16 protein-coding genes are annotated in these 15,645 nt (G+C 72.5%); 7 read left to right on the top strand and 9 right to left on the bottom strand.

Annotated elements, in window-relative coordinates:
* Positions 1-23: 23 nt before the first annotated feature.
* From HNR02_RS27200 to HNR02_RS27190, 3 genes are read left to right on the top strand one after another with little or no spacing between them, the layout of a single operon-like run.
* Entirely contained in the window at positions 24-1,094 is a 1,071-nt protein-coding gene (locus HNR02_RS27200; RefSeq protein ID WP_179776417.1) for an AAA family ATPase, read from the top strand.
* A complete protein-coding gene (locus HNR02_RS27195) occupies positions 1,094-2,050 on the top strand; it encodes a DUF58 domain-containing protein (RefSeq protein WP_179776416.1) in 957 nt (318 codons plus the stop codon). The genes HNR02_RS27200 and HNR02_RS27195 overlap by 1 nt, the downstream gene beginning before the upstream one ends.
* Positions 2,047-3,027 carry a VWA domain-containing protein gene (locus HNR02_RS27190; protein ID WP_179776415.1) on the top strand — a complete coding sequence of 327 codons (981 nt, stop codon included), beginning with the start codon at positions 2,047-2,049 and terminating at the stop codon, positions 3,025-3,027. Before HNR02_RS27195 ends, HNR02_RS27190 begins: the two co-directional genes overlap by 4 nt.
* Positions 3,028-3,086: 59 nt before the next feature.
* Here the strand turns inward: HNR02_RS27190 and HNR02_RS27185 are convergent, their stop codons facing one another.
* Positions 3,087-3,551 carry a tRNA (cytidine(34)-2'-O)-methyltransferase gene (locus HNR02_RS27185; RefSeq protein WP_179776414.1) on the bottom strand — a complete coding sequence of 155 codons (465 nt, stop codon included), beginning with the start codon at positions 3,549-3,551 and terminating at the stop codon, positions 3,087-3,089.
* Positions 3,552-3,659: 108 nt separating this feature from the next.
* Here HNR02_RS27185 and HNR02_RS27180 point away from each other — a divergent pair, with 108 nt between their 5' ends.
* Positions 3,660-5,255, top strand: a complete 1,596-nt coding sequence (locus tag HNR02_RS27180) for an alkaline phosphatase D family protein (protein WP_179776413.1) — start codon at positions 3,660-3,662, stop codon at positions 5,253-5,255.
* Here the strand turns inward: HNR02_RS27180 and HNR02_RS27175 are convergent.
* The 6 genes from HNR02_RS27175 to HNR02_RS27150 form a co-directional block, all read right to left on the bottom strand.
* Positions 5,243-5,899, bottom strand: a complete 657-nt coding sequence (locus tag HNR02_RS27175; RefSeq protein ID WP_179776412.1) for a class I SAM-dependent DNA methyltransferase — start codon at positions 5,897-5,899, stop codon at positions 5,243-5,245. The genes HNR02_RS27180 and HNR02_RS27175 overlap by 13 nt on opposite strands.
* A complete protein-coding gene (locus HNR02_RS27170) occupies positions 5,896-6,312 on the bottom strand; it encodes an acyl-CoA thioesterase (RefSeq protein ID WP_179776411.1) in 417 nt (138 codons plus the stop codon). Before HNR02_RS27170 ends, HNR02_RS27175 begins: the two co-directional genes overlap by 4 nt.
* A gap of 21 nt (positions 6,313-6,333) precedes the next feature.
* A complete protein-coding gene (locus HNR02_RS27165) occupies positions 6,334-7,278 on the bottom strand; it encodes a TAXI family TRAP transporter solute-binding subunit (protein ID WP_179776410.1) in 945 nt (314 codons plus the stop codon).
* Between the two features lie 187 nt (positions 7,279-7,465).
* Positions 7,466-8,854 carry a sensor histidine kinase gene (locus HNR02_RS27160; RefSeq protein WP_179776409.1) on the bottom strand — a complete coding sequence of 463 codons (1,389 nt, stop codon included), beginning with the start codon at positions 8,852-8,854 and terminating at the stop codon, positions 7,466-7,468.
* Entirely contained in the window at positions 8,855-9,517 is a 663-nt protein-coding gene (locus HNR02_RS27155; protein ID WP_179776408.1) for a response regulator transcription factor, read from the bottom strand.
* A gap of 3 nt (positions 9,518-9,520) precedes the next feature.
* Complete coding sequence (locus HNR02_RS27150; RefSeq protein ID WP_179776407.1) at positions 9,521-10,831, bottom strand: MFS transporter; 1,311 nt, start codon at positions 10,829-10,831, stop codon at positions 9,521-9,523.
* Between the two features lie 218 nt (positions 10,832-11,049).
* On the opposite strand from HNR02_RS27150, the gene fabG reads away from it, so the two are divergent.
* The 3 genes from fabG (at position 11,050) to HNR02_RS27135 (ending at position 13,805) form a co-directional block, all read left to right on the top strand.
* A complete protein-coding gene (gene fabG, locus HNR02_RS27145; RefSeq protein WP_179776406.1) occupies positions 11,050-11,754 on the top strand; it encodes a beta-ketoacyl-ACP reductase in 705 nt (234 codons plus the stop codon).
* A gap of 31 nt (positions 11,755-11,785) precedes the next feature.
* A complete protein-coding gene (gene fabI, locus HNR02_RS27140) occupies positions 11,786-12,553 on the top strand; it encodes an enoyl-ACP reductase FabI (RefSeq protein WP_179776405.1) in 768 nt (255 codons plus the stop codon).
* A 214-nt stretch (positions 12,554-12,767) separates the two neighbouring features.
* Complete coding sequence (locus HNR02_RS27135) at positions 12,768-13,805, top strand: ferrochelatase (protein WP_179776404.1); 1,038 nt, start codon at positions 12,768-12,770, stop codon at positions 13,803-13,805.
* A 2-nt stretch (positions 13,806-13,807) separates the two neighbouring features.
* Here the strand turns inward: HNR02_RS27135 and HNR02_RS27130 are convergent, their stop codons facing one another.
* Complete coding sequence (locus HNR02_RS27130; protein ID WP_179776403.1) at positions 13,808-14,728, bottom strand: hypothetical protein; 921 nt, start codon at positions 14,726-14,728, stop codon at positions 13,808-13,810.
* A gap of 68 nt (positions 14,729-14,796) precedes the next feature.
* A complete protein-coding gene (locus HNR02_RS27125) occupies positions 14,797-15,594 on the bottom strand; it encodes an Rv1486c family protein (protein WP_179776402.1) in 798 nt (265 codons plus the stop codon).
* Between the last annotated feature and the right edge of the window lie 51 nt (positions 15,595-15,645).

Raw genomic sequence — 15,645 nt, 5'->3', positions numbered from 1 at the left:
TGAACGTGAACGAGGAGGGAACCGTGAGCGAGCCCCGCTACTCCGAGGGCGCGAACGGGCAGCAGCCGTCCGCGACCCCCGCGCGGGACGCCCAGCTGCTCGAACGGACCGTGTTCGAGGTCAAGCGGGTGATCGTCGGACAGGACCGGCTGGTCGAGCGGCTCATGGTGGGCCTGCTCGCGAAGGGACACCTCCTGCTCGAAGGCGTTCCCGGTGTGGCCAAGACCCTCGCCGTGGAGACACTGGCCCGCGTGGTGGGCGGCTCGTTCTCGCGCGTGCAGTTCACCCCCGACCTGGTGCCGGCCGACATCCTCGGCACCCGCATCTACCGGCAGGGCGCCGAGAAGTTCGATGTCGAACTCGGCCCGGTGGTCGCCAACTTCGTCCTCGCCGACGAGATCAACCGCGCGCCGGCCAAGGTGCAGTCGGCGATGCTGGAGGTGATGGCCGAGCGGCACGTGTCCATCGGCGGCAAGACCTTCCCGATGCCCGATCCGTTCCTCGTGCTGGCCACGCAGAACCCGATCGAGAACGAGGGCGTCTACCCGCTGCCCGAAGCGCAGCGTGACCGGTTCCTGTTCAAGATCATCGTCGACTACCCCTCCGCCGAGGAGGAGCGCGAGATCATCTACCGGATGGGCGTCGCGCCGCCGGAACCGCACGAGGTCCTCAGCCCGGCCGAGCTGGTCCGGCTCCAGGACGTCGCGGCGAAGGTGTTCGTGCACCACTCGCTGGTCGACTACGTGGTGCGCCTCGTCCTGGCCACCCGCACCCCGGCCGAGCACGGGCTGACCGATGTGGCGAGCTGGGTGTCCTACGGCGCGTCCCCGCGCGCCAGCCTCGGCATCATCGCCGCGGCACGGGCCCTCGCCCTGGTGCGCGGGCGCGACTACGTGCTGCCGCAGGACGTGGTCGACGTCGTGCCGGACGTGCTGCGTCACCGGCTCGTGCTGTCCTACGACGCGCTGGCCGACGCCGTGCCACTGGACCACATCATCACCCGCGTGCTGCAGACCGTGCCGCTGCCGCAGGTCTCCGCCCGGCCGCAGAGCGGCCCGGGCCAGCCGCTGCCGAGCGGGACCCCGGGGCGGTAGTGGGCAGGTCGGGAAACACCGGCGAGAACAGCGCCCGGCCCGCGTGGGCGCCGCCCGTGCTGCGTGGTGAGCGTCTCGACGCCGGCCTGCGCATGCTCGAACTCGAGGTGCGCCGCCGGCTGGACGGTCTCCTGCAGGGCAACCACCTCGGCCTGGTGCCGGGACCCGGCTCGGAGCCGGGGGAGGCGCGGCCCTACCAGCCGGGCGACGACGTGCGCCGCATGGACTGGGCCGTCACCGCCCGCACGACGGAACCGCACATCCGCGAGACGGTCGCCGACCGCGAGCTGGAGACCTGGGTGGCCGCCGACCTGTCGGCGAGCCTGGACTTCGGCACCGCGTTGTCGGAGAAGCGCGACCTCGTGGTGTGCGCGGTCGCCGCGATCGCGCACCTGACCGGCGGGGGCGGCAACCGGCTCGGCGCGGTGATGTCCAACGGTGCGGTGACCGAACGCGTCCCGGCCCGCGGTGGCCGCGCGCACGCCCGGAACCTGCTGCGCAAGATCGCCGAAACGCCCCGCGCGCCCGAGGGCACCCGTGGCGACCTGGCCGCGATGATCGAGCAGCTGCGCCGCCCGCCCCGCCGCCGCGGACTGGTCGTGGTGGTGTCGGACTTCCTCGGCGGCACCGCGTGGCAGCGGCCGCTGCGGGCGTTGTCCGCGCGGCACGAGCTCATCGCCATCGAGGTCATCGACCCGCGCGACATCGATTTGCCGGAGGTCGGCACCATCGTGCTGGCCGATCCGGAGACCGGCAAACAGCGCGAGGTGCGGGCCTCGGCGTTGCTGCGGCGCGAGTTCGCGGCCGCCGCGCAGGCGCACCGCGACCAGGTGGCGCGGGCGCTGCGCCAGGCCGGTGCCGCGCACCTGGTGCTGCGCACCGACGCCGACTGGATCGCCGACACCGTGCGGTTCGTGGTCGCCCGCAAGCGGCGGTGGTCCGGGGGTGCCGCGTGAGCCTGTCCGGATTCGCCGCGCCGTGGTGGTTCCTGCTGTTGCTCGTGGTCGCCGCGGTCGCGGCCGGTTACGTGCTGGCGCAGCGGGCCCGGCGGCGCCGCACCATGCGGTTTTCCAACCTGGAGCTGCTCGACCGCATCGCGCCCCGGTCGCAGGGCTGGCCCCGGCACGTGCCGGCGGCGCTGATCATCGTGTCGCTGCTGCTGCTGACCGTCGGCCTGGCCGGGCCCACCGCCGAGCAGAAGGTGCCGCGCAACCGCGCCACCGTGATGCTGGTGGTGGACGTGTCGCTGTCGATGGAGGCGACCGACGTCAAACCGTCGCGCATCAAGGCGGCGCAGGAGGCGGCCAACCAGTTCGCGGAGGGCCTCACGCCCGGCATCAACCTGGGGCTGGTGTCCTTCGCGGGCACCGCGACCGTGCTGGTGGCGCCGACGACGCAGCGGCAGAGCGTGGTCACCGCGATCGACAACCTGAAACTGGCCCAGTCGACCGCGACCGGTGAAGGCATCTACGCGGCGCTGCAGTCGATCCAGGGGTTCTCCGCGGTGGTCGGCGGCGCGGACGGCCCGCCGCCCGCGCGGATCGTGCTGATGAGCGACGGCAAGCAGACGGTGCCGGACGACCTGTACGCGCCGCGCGGGGCGTTCACCGCCGCGCAGGAGGCGCGCAACCAGCAGGTGCCGATCTCCACGATCTCCTTCGGCACCAGCCACGGCACCGTCGAGATCGACGGCCGCGAGGTCCCGGTCGACGTCGACGACGGTTCGCTCCAGGAGGTCGCGCGCCTGTCCGACGGGCAGTTCTACCAGGCGGGCTCGGCCGAACAACTCAAGGAGGTCTACGCCGACCTCGGCGAGCAGATCGGCTACGAGATGAAGGAAGCCGACGCCAGCCGCCCCTGGGTGCTGCTCGGCACCCTCGCCCTCGTGGCGGCCGCGGGCACGTCGCTGTTCGTGGGGCAGCGCCTGCCCTGAGCGATCGCTGCCGGGTATGCGGGCCGCCCCAATGCCCTAGTGAGGAAGGCGGGGCATCGCTAGACGCCGTCGGCGAAGCCCTGCTGGCGCCAGGCCTCGAACACGGCGACGGCCGCGGTGTTGGCCAGGTTGAGGGAGCGCACGCCGGGACGCATCGGTACCCGGAGGCGGTCGGTGATCTCCGGGGCGTCCCGCACTTCGGCGGGCAGGCCCGCCGATTCGGGGCCGAACAGCAGCACGTCGCCCGGCCGGTACGTCACGCCGGTGTACCACCGGGTGGCGTTGGCGCTGAACGCGAAGACCCTGGCCGGCAGGAGTGCCTTCCACGCCGCGGTCAGATCGGGGTGGACGTGCACGTCGGCGAGGTCGTGGTAGTCCAGTCCGGCCCGGCGCAGGTGCTTGTCCTCGAAGGCGAATCCCAGCGGTTCGACGAGGTGCAGCTGGCAGCCGGTGTTGGCCGCGAGCCGGATCGCGTTGCCCGTGTTGGGCGGTATTTCCGGTTGGTAGAAGAGAATCCGGAACATCGGTCCTGATCGTTTCCGTTCACCTGTGGTTCGCCCTTCCGGTCACTGCCGGACATGTGGGAACCGGAGCATTCTGGTGCTCCCATCCCACCACAGGAGGACTCACCCATGGTCGCGCGCCCGAATGACCTCTCCCGGCGCAGGTTTCTCGGATTCGGCGGAGCGGGCGCCGCGGCGGTGCTGCTCGGCACGGGCGCCTGGACCGCGTCCGGCGCCTACGCGAGCCCCGTGAAGGGCGCGAACCCGTTCACCCTGGGCGTCGCCTCCGGTGACCCGGTCGCGGACGGCGTGGTGCTGTGGACGAGGCTGGCGCCGGACCCCTTCGCCGAGGACGGCGCGGGTGGCATGCCCGCCACCCCGGTGCGCGTCGAGTACGAGGTCGCCCACGACGAGCGATTCCGCGCCGTGGTCCGCCGGGGCAGCGCGATCGCCACGCCCGAGCTGGGACATTCGGTGCACCCGGAGGTCTCCGGCCTGGCACCCGACCACGAGTACTTCTACCGGTTCCGCGTCGGCGGTGCGGTCTCCATGACCGGCCGCACCCGCACCGCCCCGCTGTGGTGGTCTTCGCCGCGTGAGCTGAACTTCGCTTTCGCCTCCTGTCAGGCCTGGCAGGACGGCTACTTCACCGCCTACGAGCACATCGCCGCCGAGGACCTGGACTTCGTGGTGCACCTGGGCGACTACATCTACGAGTCCGGGGTGGGCACCAACAAGCGCGGCGTCACGGTCGACGACAGGTTCACGACCGAGACGTTCGACCTGGCCCGCTACCGCCTGCAGTACGCGCTGTACAAGTCCGAGGCGCCGCTGCAGGCCGCGCACGCCCGGTTCGCCTGGATCCACACCATCGACGACCACGAGGTCGAGAACAACTGGGCCGGCGACCTCTCGCAGGCCGACACCGAACCCGACCAGGACCCGGCGGTGTTCCGGCAGCGCCGCGCGCAGGCGTTCCAGGCCAACTACGAGAACCTGCCCTACCGGCATTCGCAGATGCCCTCGGGACCGAACGTGCGGCTGCACCGGCGCCTGTCCTACGGGCAGCTGGCCGAGATCACCATGCTGGACACCCGCCAGTACCGCGACGACCAGCCCTGCGGCGACGGCGCGTCGGCCACCTGCACCGAACGGCTCGACCCGGAGCGCACCCTGCTGGGCCCGTCGCAGCGGGACTGGCTCATCGACGGCTTCTCGCGCTCGCGGGCACGCTGGCAGGTGCTGGGCAACCAGGCGCCGATGGGGCAGACCGACCGCGACCCCGGCGACCCGGTGGACGTGTTCCTGGACCCCTGGGACGGCTACGTCGCCGAGCGCAACAAGGTGCTGGCCGCGGCGCAGGACCGCGACGTGCGCAACCTCGTGGTCGTCACCGGTGACCGGCACCAGAACTACGCGTGGGACCTCAAGCGCGACTATGCCGACGCGGGCTCGCCGACGGTCGGCAGCGAGTTCGTCGGCACGTCGATCACCAGTGGTGCCGACGGCGCGGACATGAACACCGAGGGCGAGAACTTCCTGGCGGCCAACCCGCACCTGAAGTTCTTCAACGCCCAGCGCGGGTACGTGCGCGTCAACGTCAACCGGCAGCGCTGGCGCAGCGACTTCCGCGTCGTGCCGTACGTGACGACGCCGGGCGCACCGGTCAGCACCCGGGCCAGTTTCGTCGTCGAGGACGGCAAACCGGGCGTTCAGCGGGCCTGAGCGGGCCGCCGGGCCAGGACGAAGGCCTGAGGTTCCGCTTCCGGGAACGGTCCTTCGCGGTCGGGTGCGCGTTCGAGCCGGGCGCGCACCTCCAGCCCGGCGTCGCCGAGCAGATCGGCGACCCGGTCCACGCGCCGTGGGTGGACGTGGAGGTTCACCTCGTGCCCGCCCGCCTCGCCGCGGTGGACCGGGTCGTCGCCGACCTGGAACGCCAGCTGCAGGTACCCGCCCGGGGCGAGCACCCGGCGGAACCCGGCGAGCACCGCGGGCAGGGTGTCGTCCGGGACGTGGATGATCGAATACCAGGCGATCAGCCCGCCGAGGCCGCCCTCGGGCAGGCCGAGCGCGGTCATCGAGCCCACCTCGAACCGGAGACCGGGATGGGCGCACCGGGCGGTCTCCACCATCGCGGGGGACAGGTCGATGCCGGACACGTCCACCCCGAGACCGGCCAGGTGCGCGGTGATCCGGCCGGGTCCGCAGCCGACGTCGGCCACCGGTCCGTCCACGAGTTCGGCGAACGCGGCGAGCACCGCGCGGTCCAGGGGTTTGACCGCCAGCTCGTCCCGGATCCAGGCGGCGTAGTCCGCGGCGAGGACGTCATAGGACTCGCGGGTGACGCGTTCGAACGGCGCTTCGCTCACGTGTGCGCCAGCAGCTTGGCGCGCACGTCGTCCGGTGGCGCGGCCTTGGCCAGCGCGGTCGCGTCGACGAACACGTAGCGGTTGGTGCCCTCGGCGACGATGTCCTCGCCGCGGCGGATCGTGAACGCCAGGATCAGCGAGGTCGTCCCGAGGTGGTCGATCGCGACCTCGACGGTCAGTTCGTCGTCGTAGCGGCTGGGCGCGCGGAACCGCAGGTTCGACTCCGCCACCACGCAGTCCACGCCGCGTTCGCGGAGGGTGTCGTAGGAGCCGAAGACGGCCTTGAAGAACTCGAACGAGGCCATGTCGAAGTAGGCCAGGTAGTGGGCGTTGAAGACGATGCCCTGCGGATCGCACTCGTGGTAGCGGACGCGCAGCGGCATCGCCACCACCGGCGGGCTGGACTGCGTCACGGGCACGGCTCCTTTCTTCGTTCAGCCGTGCAGCGCGCGATAGGTCTCCACGGCTCCGGGGTGCAGGGGAACGCTACCGGTTCCGATCAGCGACCGGACATCGAGGAACTGCGTCGCCACGGTCTGCGTGGGCACGAGGTGCGCGGCCCGCTGGACGAGCACGCGGGTGACCGCGGCGGCGATGTCGGCGGGCAGACCGGGGCGGCAGACGAGCAGGCTGGCGACGCCGATGGTGTCGACCTCGGGGGAGCGGTAGGCGCCGGCGGGCACCCGGACGGTTTCGTAGCCGTCGCCGCGGAAGGCGGGCAGGTAGGGTGCCAGCGGCAGCAGCCGGATGCCGACCTCGTTGTCCAGAGTGGACAGCACCGGCAGCGGCACGCCACCGGCGACGAGCATCGCGTCGATCTCGCCGGTCTCCAGGGCCTCGCCGGCGTCGAGCATCGGCAGGTGCCGGTTCGTGGTGGTGATCCCGGCCGCGGCGAGGATCCGCTCGCCCGCGACGGCCGCTCCCGAACCGGGCGCGCTGAGGGAGAGGGTGCGCCCGGCCAGATCCGCGACCGACGTGGCGGGGGAGTCCGCGCGGACCGCGAGCTGCAGGTAGTTCTCGTAGACCCGGCCGAGCGCGCACAGCTCGACGGGACGGTCGAACGGCGCCGAGCCGTGCCGCGCCGCGACCGCGATGTCGAGGTGGGTGAGGGCGAGTTCCGCGGTGCCCTCGGCGAGCATCCGGAGGTTGGCGACGCTGGCCTCGGTGGGCACCGCGACAGTGTCGAGACCCGGCGCGGACATGGCGATCCCGGCGGCCAGCAACCGCCCGAACGCGTGGTAGAACCCGGACTCCTCGCCGGTGGCGATCCGCACGCGCCCCACGGGCCCGGCATCGCGCGGCGGCGCACCGGCGCTGAGGGCGGCGCCGGTGACCACCAGGGCGAGCGCGGCGCGCAGCGCCGTGCGGCGGGTGGTCACGGTGCCTCCCCGGCGCGGGGGAGAGCCAGGGCTTGGACGTTGGTCGGGTTGGTGGGCGCGGGCCTGGGGCGTGGGGTGGTGTGGCGGGTGGTCACGGTGCCTCCTTGCGGCGGGGCAGCGCTCGCACTGGGAGGCGGCGCGGGCCGGTGGCCCCGGGAGCACTTCCGGCCCAAGGGGCGGCGGGTGGTCACGAAACCTCCTCCGCTCGCGGCAGCAGCACTCGCACGTCGAGACCGTGCGGGACGGCGGCGCGCAGCTCGATCCGTCCGCGACGGCCCGCGGTGAGGCGTTCGGCGATCGCCAGACCGAGTCCGGTGCCGGGCAGGGCTCGGTGCCGCTCGGCGCGCCAGAACCGGGACTGCGCCTGCGCCAGCTCTTCGGGCGCCAGGCCCGGACCCGTATCGCGCACGGACAGCACCGCCCAGGGGCCGCCTTCCCTCCGGCAGGCCACCGTCACCTCCGCGCCCGGCGCGTACTTGAGCGCGTTGTCCAGCAGCACGTCCAGCACCTGCGCGATCTCCGCCTCCGCCGCGGCCACCGTTACCGGTTCGCCCTCGTAGCGCACGACACCTCCAACCTGCTCCGCCACCGGCTGCCACAGGTGCACCTGCGCGGCCGCGACCGCCCCCGCGTCGCAGCGGGCGTGCTCGCCGGTGACCGACAGTTCACCCGCCCGGTGCTCGGCCGTGGCGAGGGTCAGCAGATCGTCCAGCAGCGCCTCCAGCCGGTCCAGTTCGCCGACCGCACCCTCGTAGGTCCGCGACGCGGACGGGGGCAGTGCCGGGCCCAGCGCGTCCACCCGCAGGCGCAGCGCGGTCATCGGATTGCGCATCTGGTGCGAGGTGTCCGCGACCAGGCGCCGCTGCGCCTCCAGCGCCTCCGTGACCGTGTCGGACATCCGGTTGAACCCCGCCGTGAGCTGCCGCAGCTCGGGCGGTCCCGCCAGGTCGGCGTGCCGCGGCCGCAACCCGGCGGTGAGGTCGCCGACCGCCCGGTCCAGGCGCCGCATGGGGCCGAGCACCCACCGCGTCGCCCCCAGTGCGAGGCCCGCGCCGGCCAGCGTCACCACCGCCGCCCCGGCCAGCACCGCGAACCAGCTGCGCCGCACGTCGTCCGCGGCCGCCGTCACCGAGGCGCGCAGCACCACGGCGCCGGAAACCTTCGTGCCGGTCCCCGCCGGGCGCGCCAGCAGCACCGGATCACGCGACCACGGCCGCACCGTCGCGGCCGGCCTGCTCGGCTGGTTGCGCAGCGCGGCGTCGACCAGCGCGGCGACCTCCGGATCGGCCGCGCGCAGCCCGCCGGTTTCGGCCACCGGCGTCCGGCGCACGGTGACCACGACGATCCCTTCGCCGTACAGCTCGGTGTAGCGCGTCACCTCCGCCAGCAGCGCCGACGGGTCGTCCGCGGCCATCGCCTGGTCGGCCAGCGCCGCGAACCGGTCCAGGTCCGCGGTGCGCGCGATGAGCAGCTGCTGCGTCCGTTCGGTGGCGGTCACGCTCAACAGCGGCAACGCGAACCCGGCGGTCGCGAGCACGACGAAGGCCAGCAGCACGGCAAGGACCCGGGTGCGCACCTACGCGCCCAGCCGGTAACCGAACCCGCGGATCGTGGTCAGCAGCTCCGGCCGCCGCAGCTTCGCCCGCAGCTGCGTCAGGTGCACGTCCAGCGACCGCGACACCGCCACGTACGCGTCGCCCCACACCTCGTCCATCAGCTGCTGCCTGCTCACCGCCGTGCCCGCCCGGCGGGCCAGCGCCGCCAGCACCGCGAACTCCTTCGCGGTCAGCTCGACCCGCGCGCCGCCCACTTCGACCCGCCGGGCGTCCAGGTCCACCTCGATGTCGCCCACCACGACCATCCGCGGGCCCGGCCGGGCGGCGGCCGCGCGCCGGGTGACGGCCTCGATGCGGGCGAGCAGCTCGCTCAACCGCACCGGTTTGACGAGGTAGTCGTCCGCCCCGAGGCGCAGCCCGCGCACCACCGAACGCTCGTCGCCGCGCGCGGTCAGCACGATCACCGGCAGCGTGCTCACCGCGCGCAGCTTGCGCAGCACTTCGAGCCCGTCCAGGTCCGGCAGGCCGAGGTCGAGCAGCGCCAGATCGGCCTCACGGTGCGCCAGCAGGGCGTCCTCGCCGCGCTTGACGCGGGTCGGCTCGTGGCCGTGCGCGCCCAGGGAGTCGACGAGGGCGTCGGCGACACCGTCGTCGTCCTCCACCAGCAAGACACGCACGGCCATACCCTAAGAGGCGTCGATCGCCGAATTCTTCCCGGTGTCCCGCATCCGCACGTAGATGACCAGCGAGAGGAACACGACCACCGTCACGTACCAGAAGAACAGCGATTCGTGCCCGGCCTGCTTGCACCACAGCGCGATGTACTCGGCCGTGCCACCGAACACGGCCACCGCGACCGAGTAGGGCAGCCCGACGCCGAGCGCGCGGATGTTGGTGGGGAACAGCTCGGCCTTCACCACGGCGCTGATCGACGTGTACAGCGCGCTGACCGCCAGCGGCACCACCATCAGCACGAACGCGAACACCGGGTTGCGCGTGTGCGAGAGCAGCGTCAGCGACGGCACGGTCACCAGCGTGCCCAGCACGCCGAACCCGATGAGCAGCGGACGGCGCCCCACCCGGTCCGACAGCGCCCCGTAGAGCGGCTGCAGCACCACGAACACCACCAGCGCGAGGAAGTTGATCCACGCCGCGTTGGGCTTGCTGATGCCGCTGGTGTTGACCATGAACTTCTGCAGGTAGGTCGTGTAGGTGTAGAAGAACAGCGTGCCGCCCATGGTCAGGCCGACGACGAGCGCGACCTCCTTCGGGTGCTGGGCCAGTGCCTTGAGCGTGCCGTGCGCGGCGCCGTCCCGCTTCGCCCTGGACGCCTCGAAGTCGGCCGACTCGTCCATGCCGCGCCGCAGCCAGAACACGATCAGCGCGCCGATCGCGCCGATGCCGAACGCGATCCGCCAGCCCCAGCTGTGCAGCTGATCGGTGGTCAGCACCTGCTGCAGCAGGATCTGCACCGCGAGCGCGACCAGCTGCCCGGCGATGAGCGTGACGTACTGGAAGCTGGAGTAGTAGCCGCGCTTGCCGCGCGTGGCGACCTCCGACATGTAGGTCGCCGAGGTCGAGTACTCGCCGCCGACCGAGATGCCCTGCAGCAGCCGCGCCAGTACCAGCAGCAGCGGCGCCGCGATCCCGATCGAGCCGTACCCCGGCGTCAGGGCGATCAGCAGCGAGCCGGCCGCCATCAGGCTGACCGACAGCGTGAGCGCCGAGCGCCGCCCGAACCGGTCGGCGTAGCGGCCGAGCAGCCAGCCGCCCAGCGGCCGCATCAGGAACCCGACGGCGAACACACCCGCGGTGTTGAGCAGCTGCGCCGTCGAGTCGCCCGTCGGGAAGAACGTGGCGGCGAAGTACACGCTGAACGCGGTGTAGGCGTACCAGTCGTACCACTCGATCAGGTTGCCGACCGAGCCGCGCAGGATGTTGCTCACCACGCGGCGGCCGGTGCTCCGGTCCTGCCCGGTGTCGATCCGTGTCGTCATCCCAACTCCCTTGTCCGTGACCGCTGATCACGGTCGGGCGCGCGGGCCGCTCCGGACAAGGGCGTGCGGCCAGAGCTAACAGTCCCTTAAGGCGAAGGCGCCCGTGACCGGACTCACCGGGTTACTTCCAGGTAGTCGGCCGGGGGTGCTGACCGGTGTCCGCGCCGCCGGATAACCTCACCGGGCAACTTCTGAGGAATCACGACGAGGAGTGTCACGTGGGACGGTCCGTACTGGTCACCGGCGGCAACCGCGGCATCGGCCTGGCCATCGCCCGGGACCTCGCCGGGCACGGGCACCAGGTGGCGGTGACGCACCGCGGGTCCGGCGCTCCCGAGGGGCTGTTCGGGGTACAGGCCGACGTCACCGACAGCGAGCAGCTCGACGCCGCGTTCAAGCAGGTCGAGGAACACCAGGGCCCGGTCGAGGTGGTCGTGTCGAACGCGGGCATGAACGACGACACGCTCCTGATGCGGATGAGCGAGGAGCAGTTCACCAAGGTCGTCGACGCCAACCTGACCGGCGCCTACCGGGTCGCCAAGCGCGCCTCACGCGGCATGCTGCGCGGCAAGTGGGGCCGGTTCATCTTCATCTCCTCCGTCGTCGGCCTGTCCGGCAGCGCGGGCCAGGTGAACTACGCGGCGAGCAAGGCCGGCCTGGTCGGCATGGCGCGGTCGCTGGCCCGCGAGCTGGGCTCGCGCAACATCACCGCCAACGTCGTCGCGCCCGGGTTCATCGTCACCGACATGACCAACGCGCTCACCGAGGACCAGCGGTCGGCGACGCTCGCGCAGATCCCGGCGAGCCGCTACGGCGAGGCCGCGGAGATCGCCGCGGCGGTGCGCTTCCTGGCCTCCGACGAGGCGGGCTACGTCAACGGTGCCGTGCTGCCGGTCGACGGCGGCCTCGGCATGGGTCACTGACAATTTCCGCGGAAACATCGAAAGGACTGGCGTGGCCGGACTTCTGGAAGGTAAGCGTCTGCTGATCACCGGCGTGATCACGGACGCCTCGATGGCGTTCCACGCGGCGAAGGTCGCGCAGGAACAGGGCGCGCAGGTCGTGCTCACCGGTTTCGGCAGGCTCTCGCTGGTGGAGCGCATCGCCAAGCGCCTGCCGGAGGAGGCGCCGGTGATCGAGCTCGACGTGCAGAACACCGAGCACCTGGACACCCTCGCCGACCGGGTGCGCGAGCACGTCGACGGCCTGGACGGGGTGCTGCACTCCATCGGTTTCGCGCCCCAGTCGTGCCTGGGCGCGCCGTTCCTGGACGCGCCGAAGGAGGATGTCTCGGTCGCGGTCGAGGTGTCGGCGTACTCGTTCATGTCGCTGACCAAGGCGCTGCTGCCGCTGCTCTCGCGTGGTTCCTCGGTGGTGGGCATGGACTTCGACGCCCGGGTGGCGTGGCCTGCCTACAACTGGATGGGTGTGGCGAAGGCGGCCCTGGAATCGGTCAACCGCTACCTCGCGCGGGATCTGGGGCCGCAGGGCATCCGGGTGAACCTGGTCTCGGCCGGGCCGGTCAAGACGATGGCCGCCAAGTCCATCCCGGGCTTCGGCGAGCTGGAGGGCACCTGGGGCGACCGCGCCCCGCTGGGCTGGAACGCCGAAGACCCGACACCGGTGGCGAAGTCGGTGTGCGCCGTGCTGTCGGACTGGCTGCCGGCCACCACGGGCTCGATGATCATGGTCGACGGCGGAGTGCACGCCCTCGGACAATGACGCCACGCGTCAGCGTGTCCGTTGAGGGTGGTGGCGGGCCGGCGGGTGGGCAGTGATGCCACGCGTCAGCGTGTCCGTTGAGGGTGGTGGTGGGCTGGCGGGTGGGCAGTGACGCCACGCGTCAGCGTGTCCGTTGAGGGTGGTGGTGGGCTGGCGGGTGGGCAGTGACACCCTGGGCGAGCGTGGGGGCGGCCACAGCGGCAGAATCGACACCGTGAGTTACGACGCGCTGCTGTGGCTGTCCTTCGGCGGTCCCGAGGGACCAAACGACGTCATGCCGTTCCTGGAGAACGTGACGCGGGGGCGGGGGGTGCCGCGGGAACGCCTGGCCGAGGTCGCCGAGCACTACCAGCATTTCGGTGGTGTGTCGCCGATCAACCGGCTCAACCGTGAGGCGATCGCCGCGGTGGAGAAGGAGCTGGCCGCGCAGGGGCTGGATCTGCCGGTGTACTTCGGCAACCGCAACTGGGAGCCGATGGTGGAGGACACCGTCGCCCGCATGACGGCCGACGGGGTGGCTCGCGCGCTGGTGTTCCCGACGAGCGCCTACGGCGGGTATTCGGCCTGCCGCCAGTACGACGAGGACATCGAGCGGGCCCGCGCCGCGGTCGGGCAGGGTGCGCCGGAGCTGGTCAAGCTGCGGCACTTCTTCGACCACCCGCTGTTCGTCGGCGCCTTCGCCGACGCGCTGCTGGTCGCGCTGGAGCAGGTGCCCGGCGCGCGGGTCGTGTTCACCGCGCACTCGATCCCGGAGAGCGCGGACAAGGCCGCCGGACCGCCGGAGGAGGGCGGTCGCCGGTACTCGCGTCAGATCCACGAGGCCGCCCGCCTGGTCGCGGAGCAGGCCGGGGTCGCCGAGTTCGACGTGGTGTGGCAGTCGCGGTCCGGCCCGCCGCAGGTGCCGTGGCTGGAGCCGGACATCGTCGACCACCTCGACGCCCTGCACGCCCAGGGAGTCACGGGCGTGGTGGTGTGCCCGGTCGGGTTCGTGTCCGACCACCTCGAGGTGATCTGGGACCTGGACAACGAGGCGGCCGAGCGCGCCGCCGAGCACGGCATGGGTTTCGCCCGCGCCGCCACCCCCAATGGCGACCCGCGGTTCGCGGAGCTGGTGGTGGAACTGGTGCGCGAGCACGTGGCCGGCGCGCGGGTGCGGAAGCTGTCGGATTTCACCTCCGGCGGGTGCACGGTGAACGGGGTGCCGTGCGCGATCGGCTGCTGCGAGCCGGTCAGGCGGCCTGTCCGCGCCTGAACTCAGCCGCGGCCCTCGGCGAGGAGCTCGATCGTCGTCGCGGTGACCCTCAGCAGGGTGGGGCGCAGTTCGGGTGCCTGTTGCCCGGCAGCGGCCACTTCCTGGGCCAGTCGTTCGGCGTCGGGCGTGCCGTGGTCGGCGATCCAGAGGTCGTCGGGGCAGAGGATCGCGACCGTCAACCCCGGCCAGTCGTGGATGCCCGAGATCCGCTCGTGGAAGTCGGGCAGCATGATCGCCGCGGCGGCGCCGAACCCGTCCGGGCGGTGCATCCGGACCAGGCGGCCGGTGGCGGTCCCGACCTCCTCCACGACCAGGCCGTTCTGGACCGAGGCCAGCGCCGCTGAGACGATCCCGGTGAACTGCGCGGGGTCGCCGACCTGGGAGCTCAGCACGTGCCGCATTCCGACGGTGCCCCGCGGGGTCAGCGCCGTGTAGGCGAAGGTCGCGAACAGGTCGCGGCCCGCGATCGGCAGCCACGGCATCGTGTCCCGGATGGCGTCGCTGCCGCCGAGTGAACCGCTGCGCAGCACGGGAAGCAGCTCGCCTCGGGAGGTCTGTTCCCTGACGCGCCGGGCTTCCGCCTCCAGCTCCTCGGCTCCCTGCCCGCGGAATGCCTCGTCGAGAGCCCGCCGGGCCTTGTCCAGCGCGTCGTCCCAGCCGCGGGGCTCCGGGCGCTCGAACAGGTAGCGCAGACCGGCCTCGCCGAAGGTGTCGTCGAGGTAGCGCCGGTCGGTGGCCGAGGGCTCCCAGTAGGCGGCCACCTGGGTGACCTGCCCCGCCTCGACACCATGGGCGGCCGCGACGCGCTCCCACGCCAGCCGGAACCCGTCCTCGTCGCGGGCGTCGGCGGCCCCGGTGAAGGACTCCTCCGCCGAACCGAGCGTGAACGCGATGAGGTTGCGGGTGGGGTCCCGGTAGTCCACGAAGAACTCTCCTGCCGAGCCGACGAACCGTGTGGGGACAAGCAAACCGCGACTTGTCAAGCCGCCGATCAGGGCTGCCGGTCACCCTGTTCGGTGAGCTGGCGGACGGCCTCGTTGACCGCCGCGTAGCGGGCGGTGCGCACGGCGGTGCTGATCGGGCGCAGGGCGTCGGCGCGGCGCACCGCGGCCGACGAGGACAGGGCGCCGCCCGGTTCGTCGATCTCGGCGATCGCGAGGATCGCGCCGACCTCGTCCGCGCGCTGCAGCACCCGCAGCGCACGGCCAGGCGTTCCGGCGGGCCACTGCAGATCCGGCCGCGCCCGCAGCTTCGCCGCCAGCTCGGCCCGCACCCCCGGACGGTCACGGGCGACGTCCAGCGCCTGCAGGGCACCCGCCGAATCGCGGATCGCGTCCGTCAGCCCGTGCTCGGCCTCGGCCAGGCCGACGTGGTCCGGTCCCGACGGCACGGTGGTCTTGAACACCGACCACCGCACGAGCCCCTCCGCGATCGGCACCGGCACCAGGCCGAACCCGAGATCCGGCAGCAGCACGGCCTCACCGGCCTTCAGCGCCGCCTCGGTGAACGGGCCGCCCCCGCCGAGCCCGCGCGCGTCACCGGGCGCGGGCAGCACGAGCCGGGCGGGACCGGCGCCGTGGGAGCGCAGCGCGGCGAGCAGCTGGACGGGGGTGGCGGGGAAGTCACCGGCGAGCGGGAGGTCGAGGGTCACCGCGGCCTCGGCGTCGGCCGCGACCACCTCGTGCGCCTCGCCCCACGCCAGCAGGGCGTCGAGGACGTCGTCGGACGCGGCGGCACCGGACAGCCACGCCGAGGCCCACACGGTGAGGGTCGCACTGGGACAGCACACGGCGAACCAGAGTACGGCACCCGGACGCTGGAGTTGCTCCACGTCGACGAC

Origin of the sequence: Amycolatopsis endophytica (genome assembly GCF_013410405.1) — a bacterium.
GTDB classification, from domain to species: Bacteria; Actinomycetota; Actinomycetes; order Mycobacteriales; family Pseudonocardiaceae; genus Amycolatopsis_E; species Amycolatopsis_E endophytica.
Note: the sequence above shows the minus strand (reverse complement) of the source record. Positions and strands in the feature narration are given on the sequence as shown.

Bases quoted from the DNA above. Each gene is read 5' to 3' on its own strand.
- HNR02_RS27185 (WP_179776414.1), bottom strand. From the start codon at position 3,551: ATGTTCCGGATTCTCTTCTACCAACCGGAAATACCGCCCAACACGGGC.
- HNR02_RS27180 (WP_179776413.1), top strand. From the start codon at position 3,660: ATGGTCGCGCGCCCGAATGACCTCTCCCGGCGCAGGTTTCTCGGATTC.
- HNR02_RS27150 (WP_179776407.1), bottom strand. From the start codon at position 10,831: ATGACGACACGGATCGACACCGGGCAGGACCGGAGCACCGGCCGCCGC.
- HNR02_RS27155 (WP_179776408.1), bottom strand. From the start codon at position 9,517: ATGGCCGTGCGTGTCTTGCTGGTGGAGGACGACGACGGTGTCGCCGAC.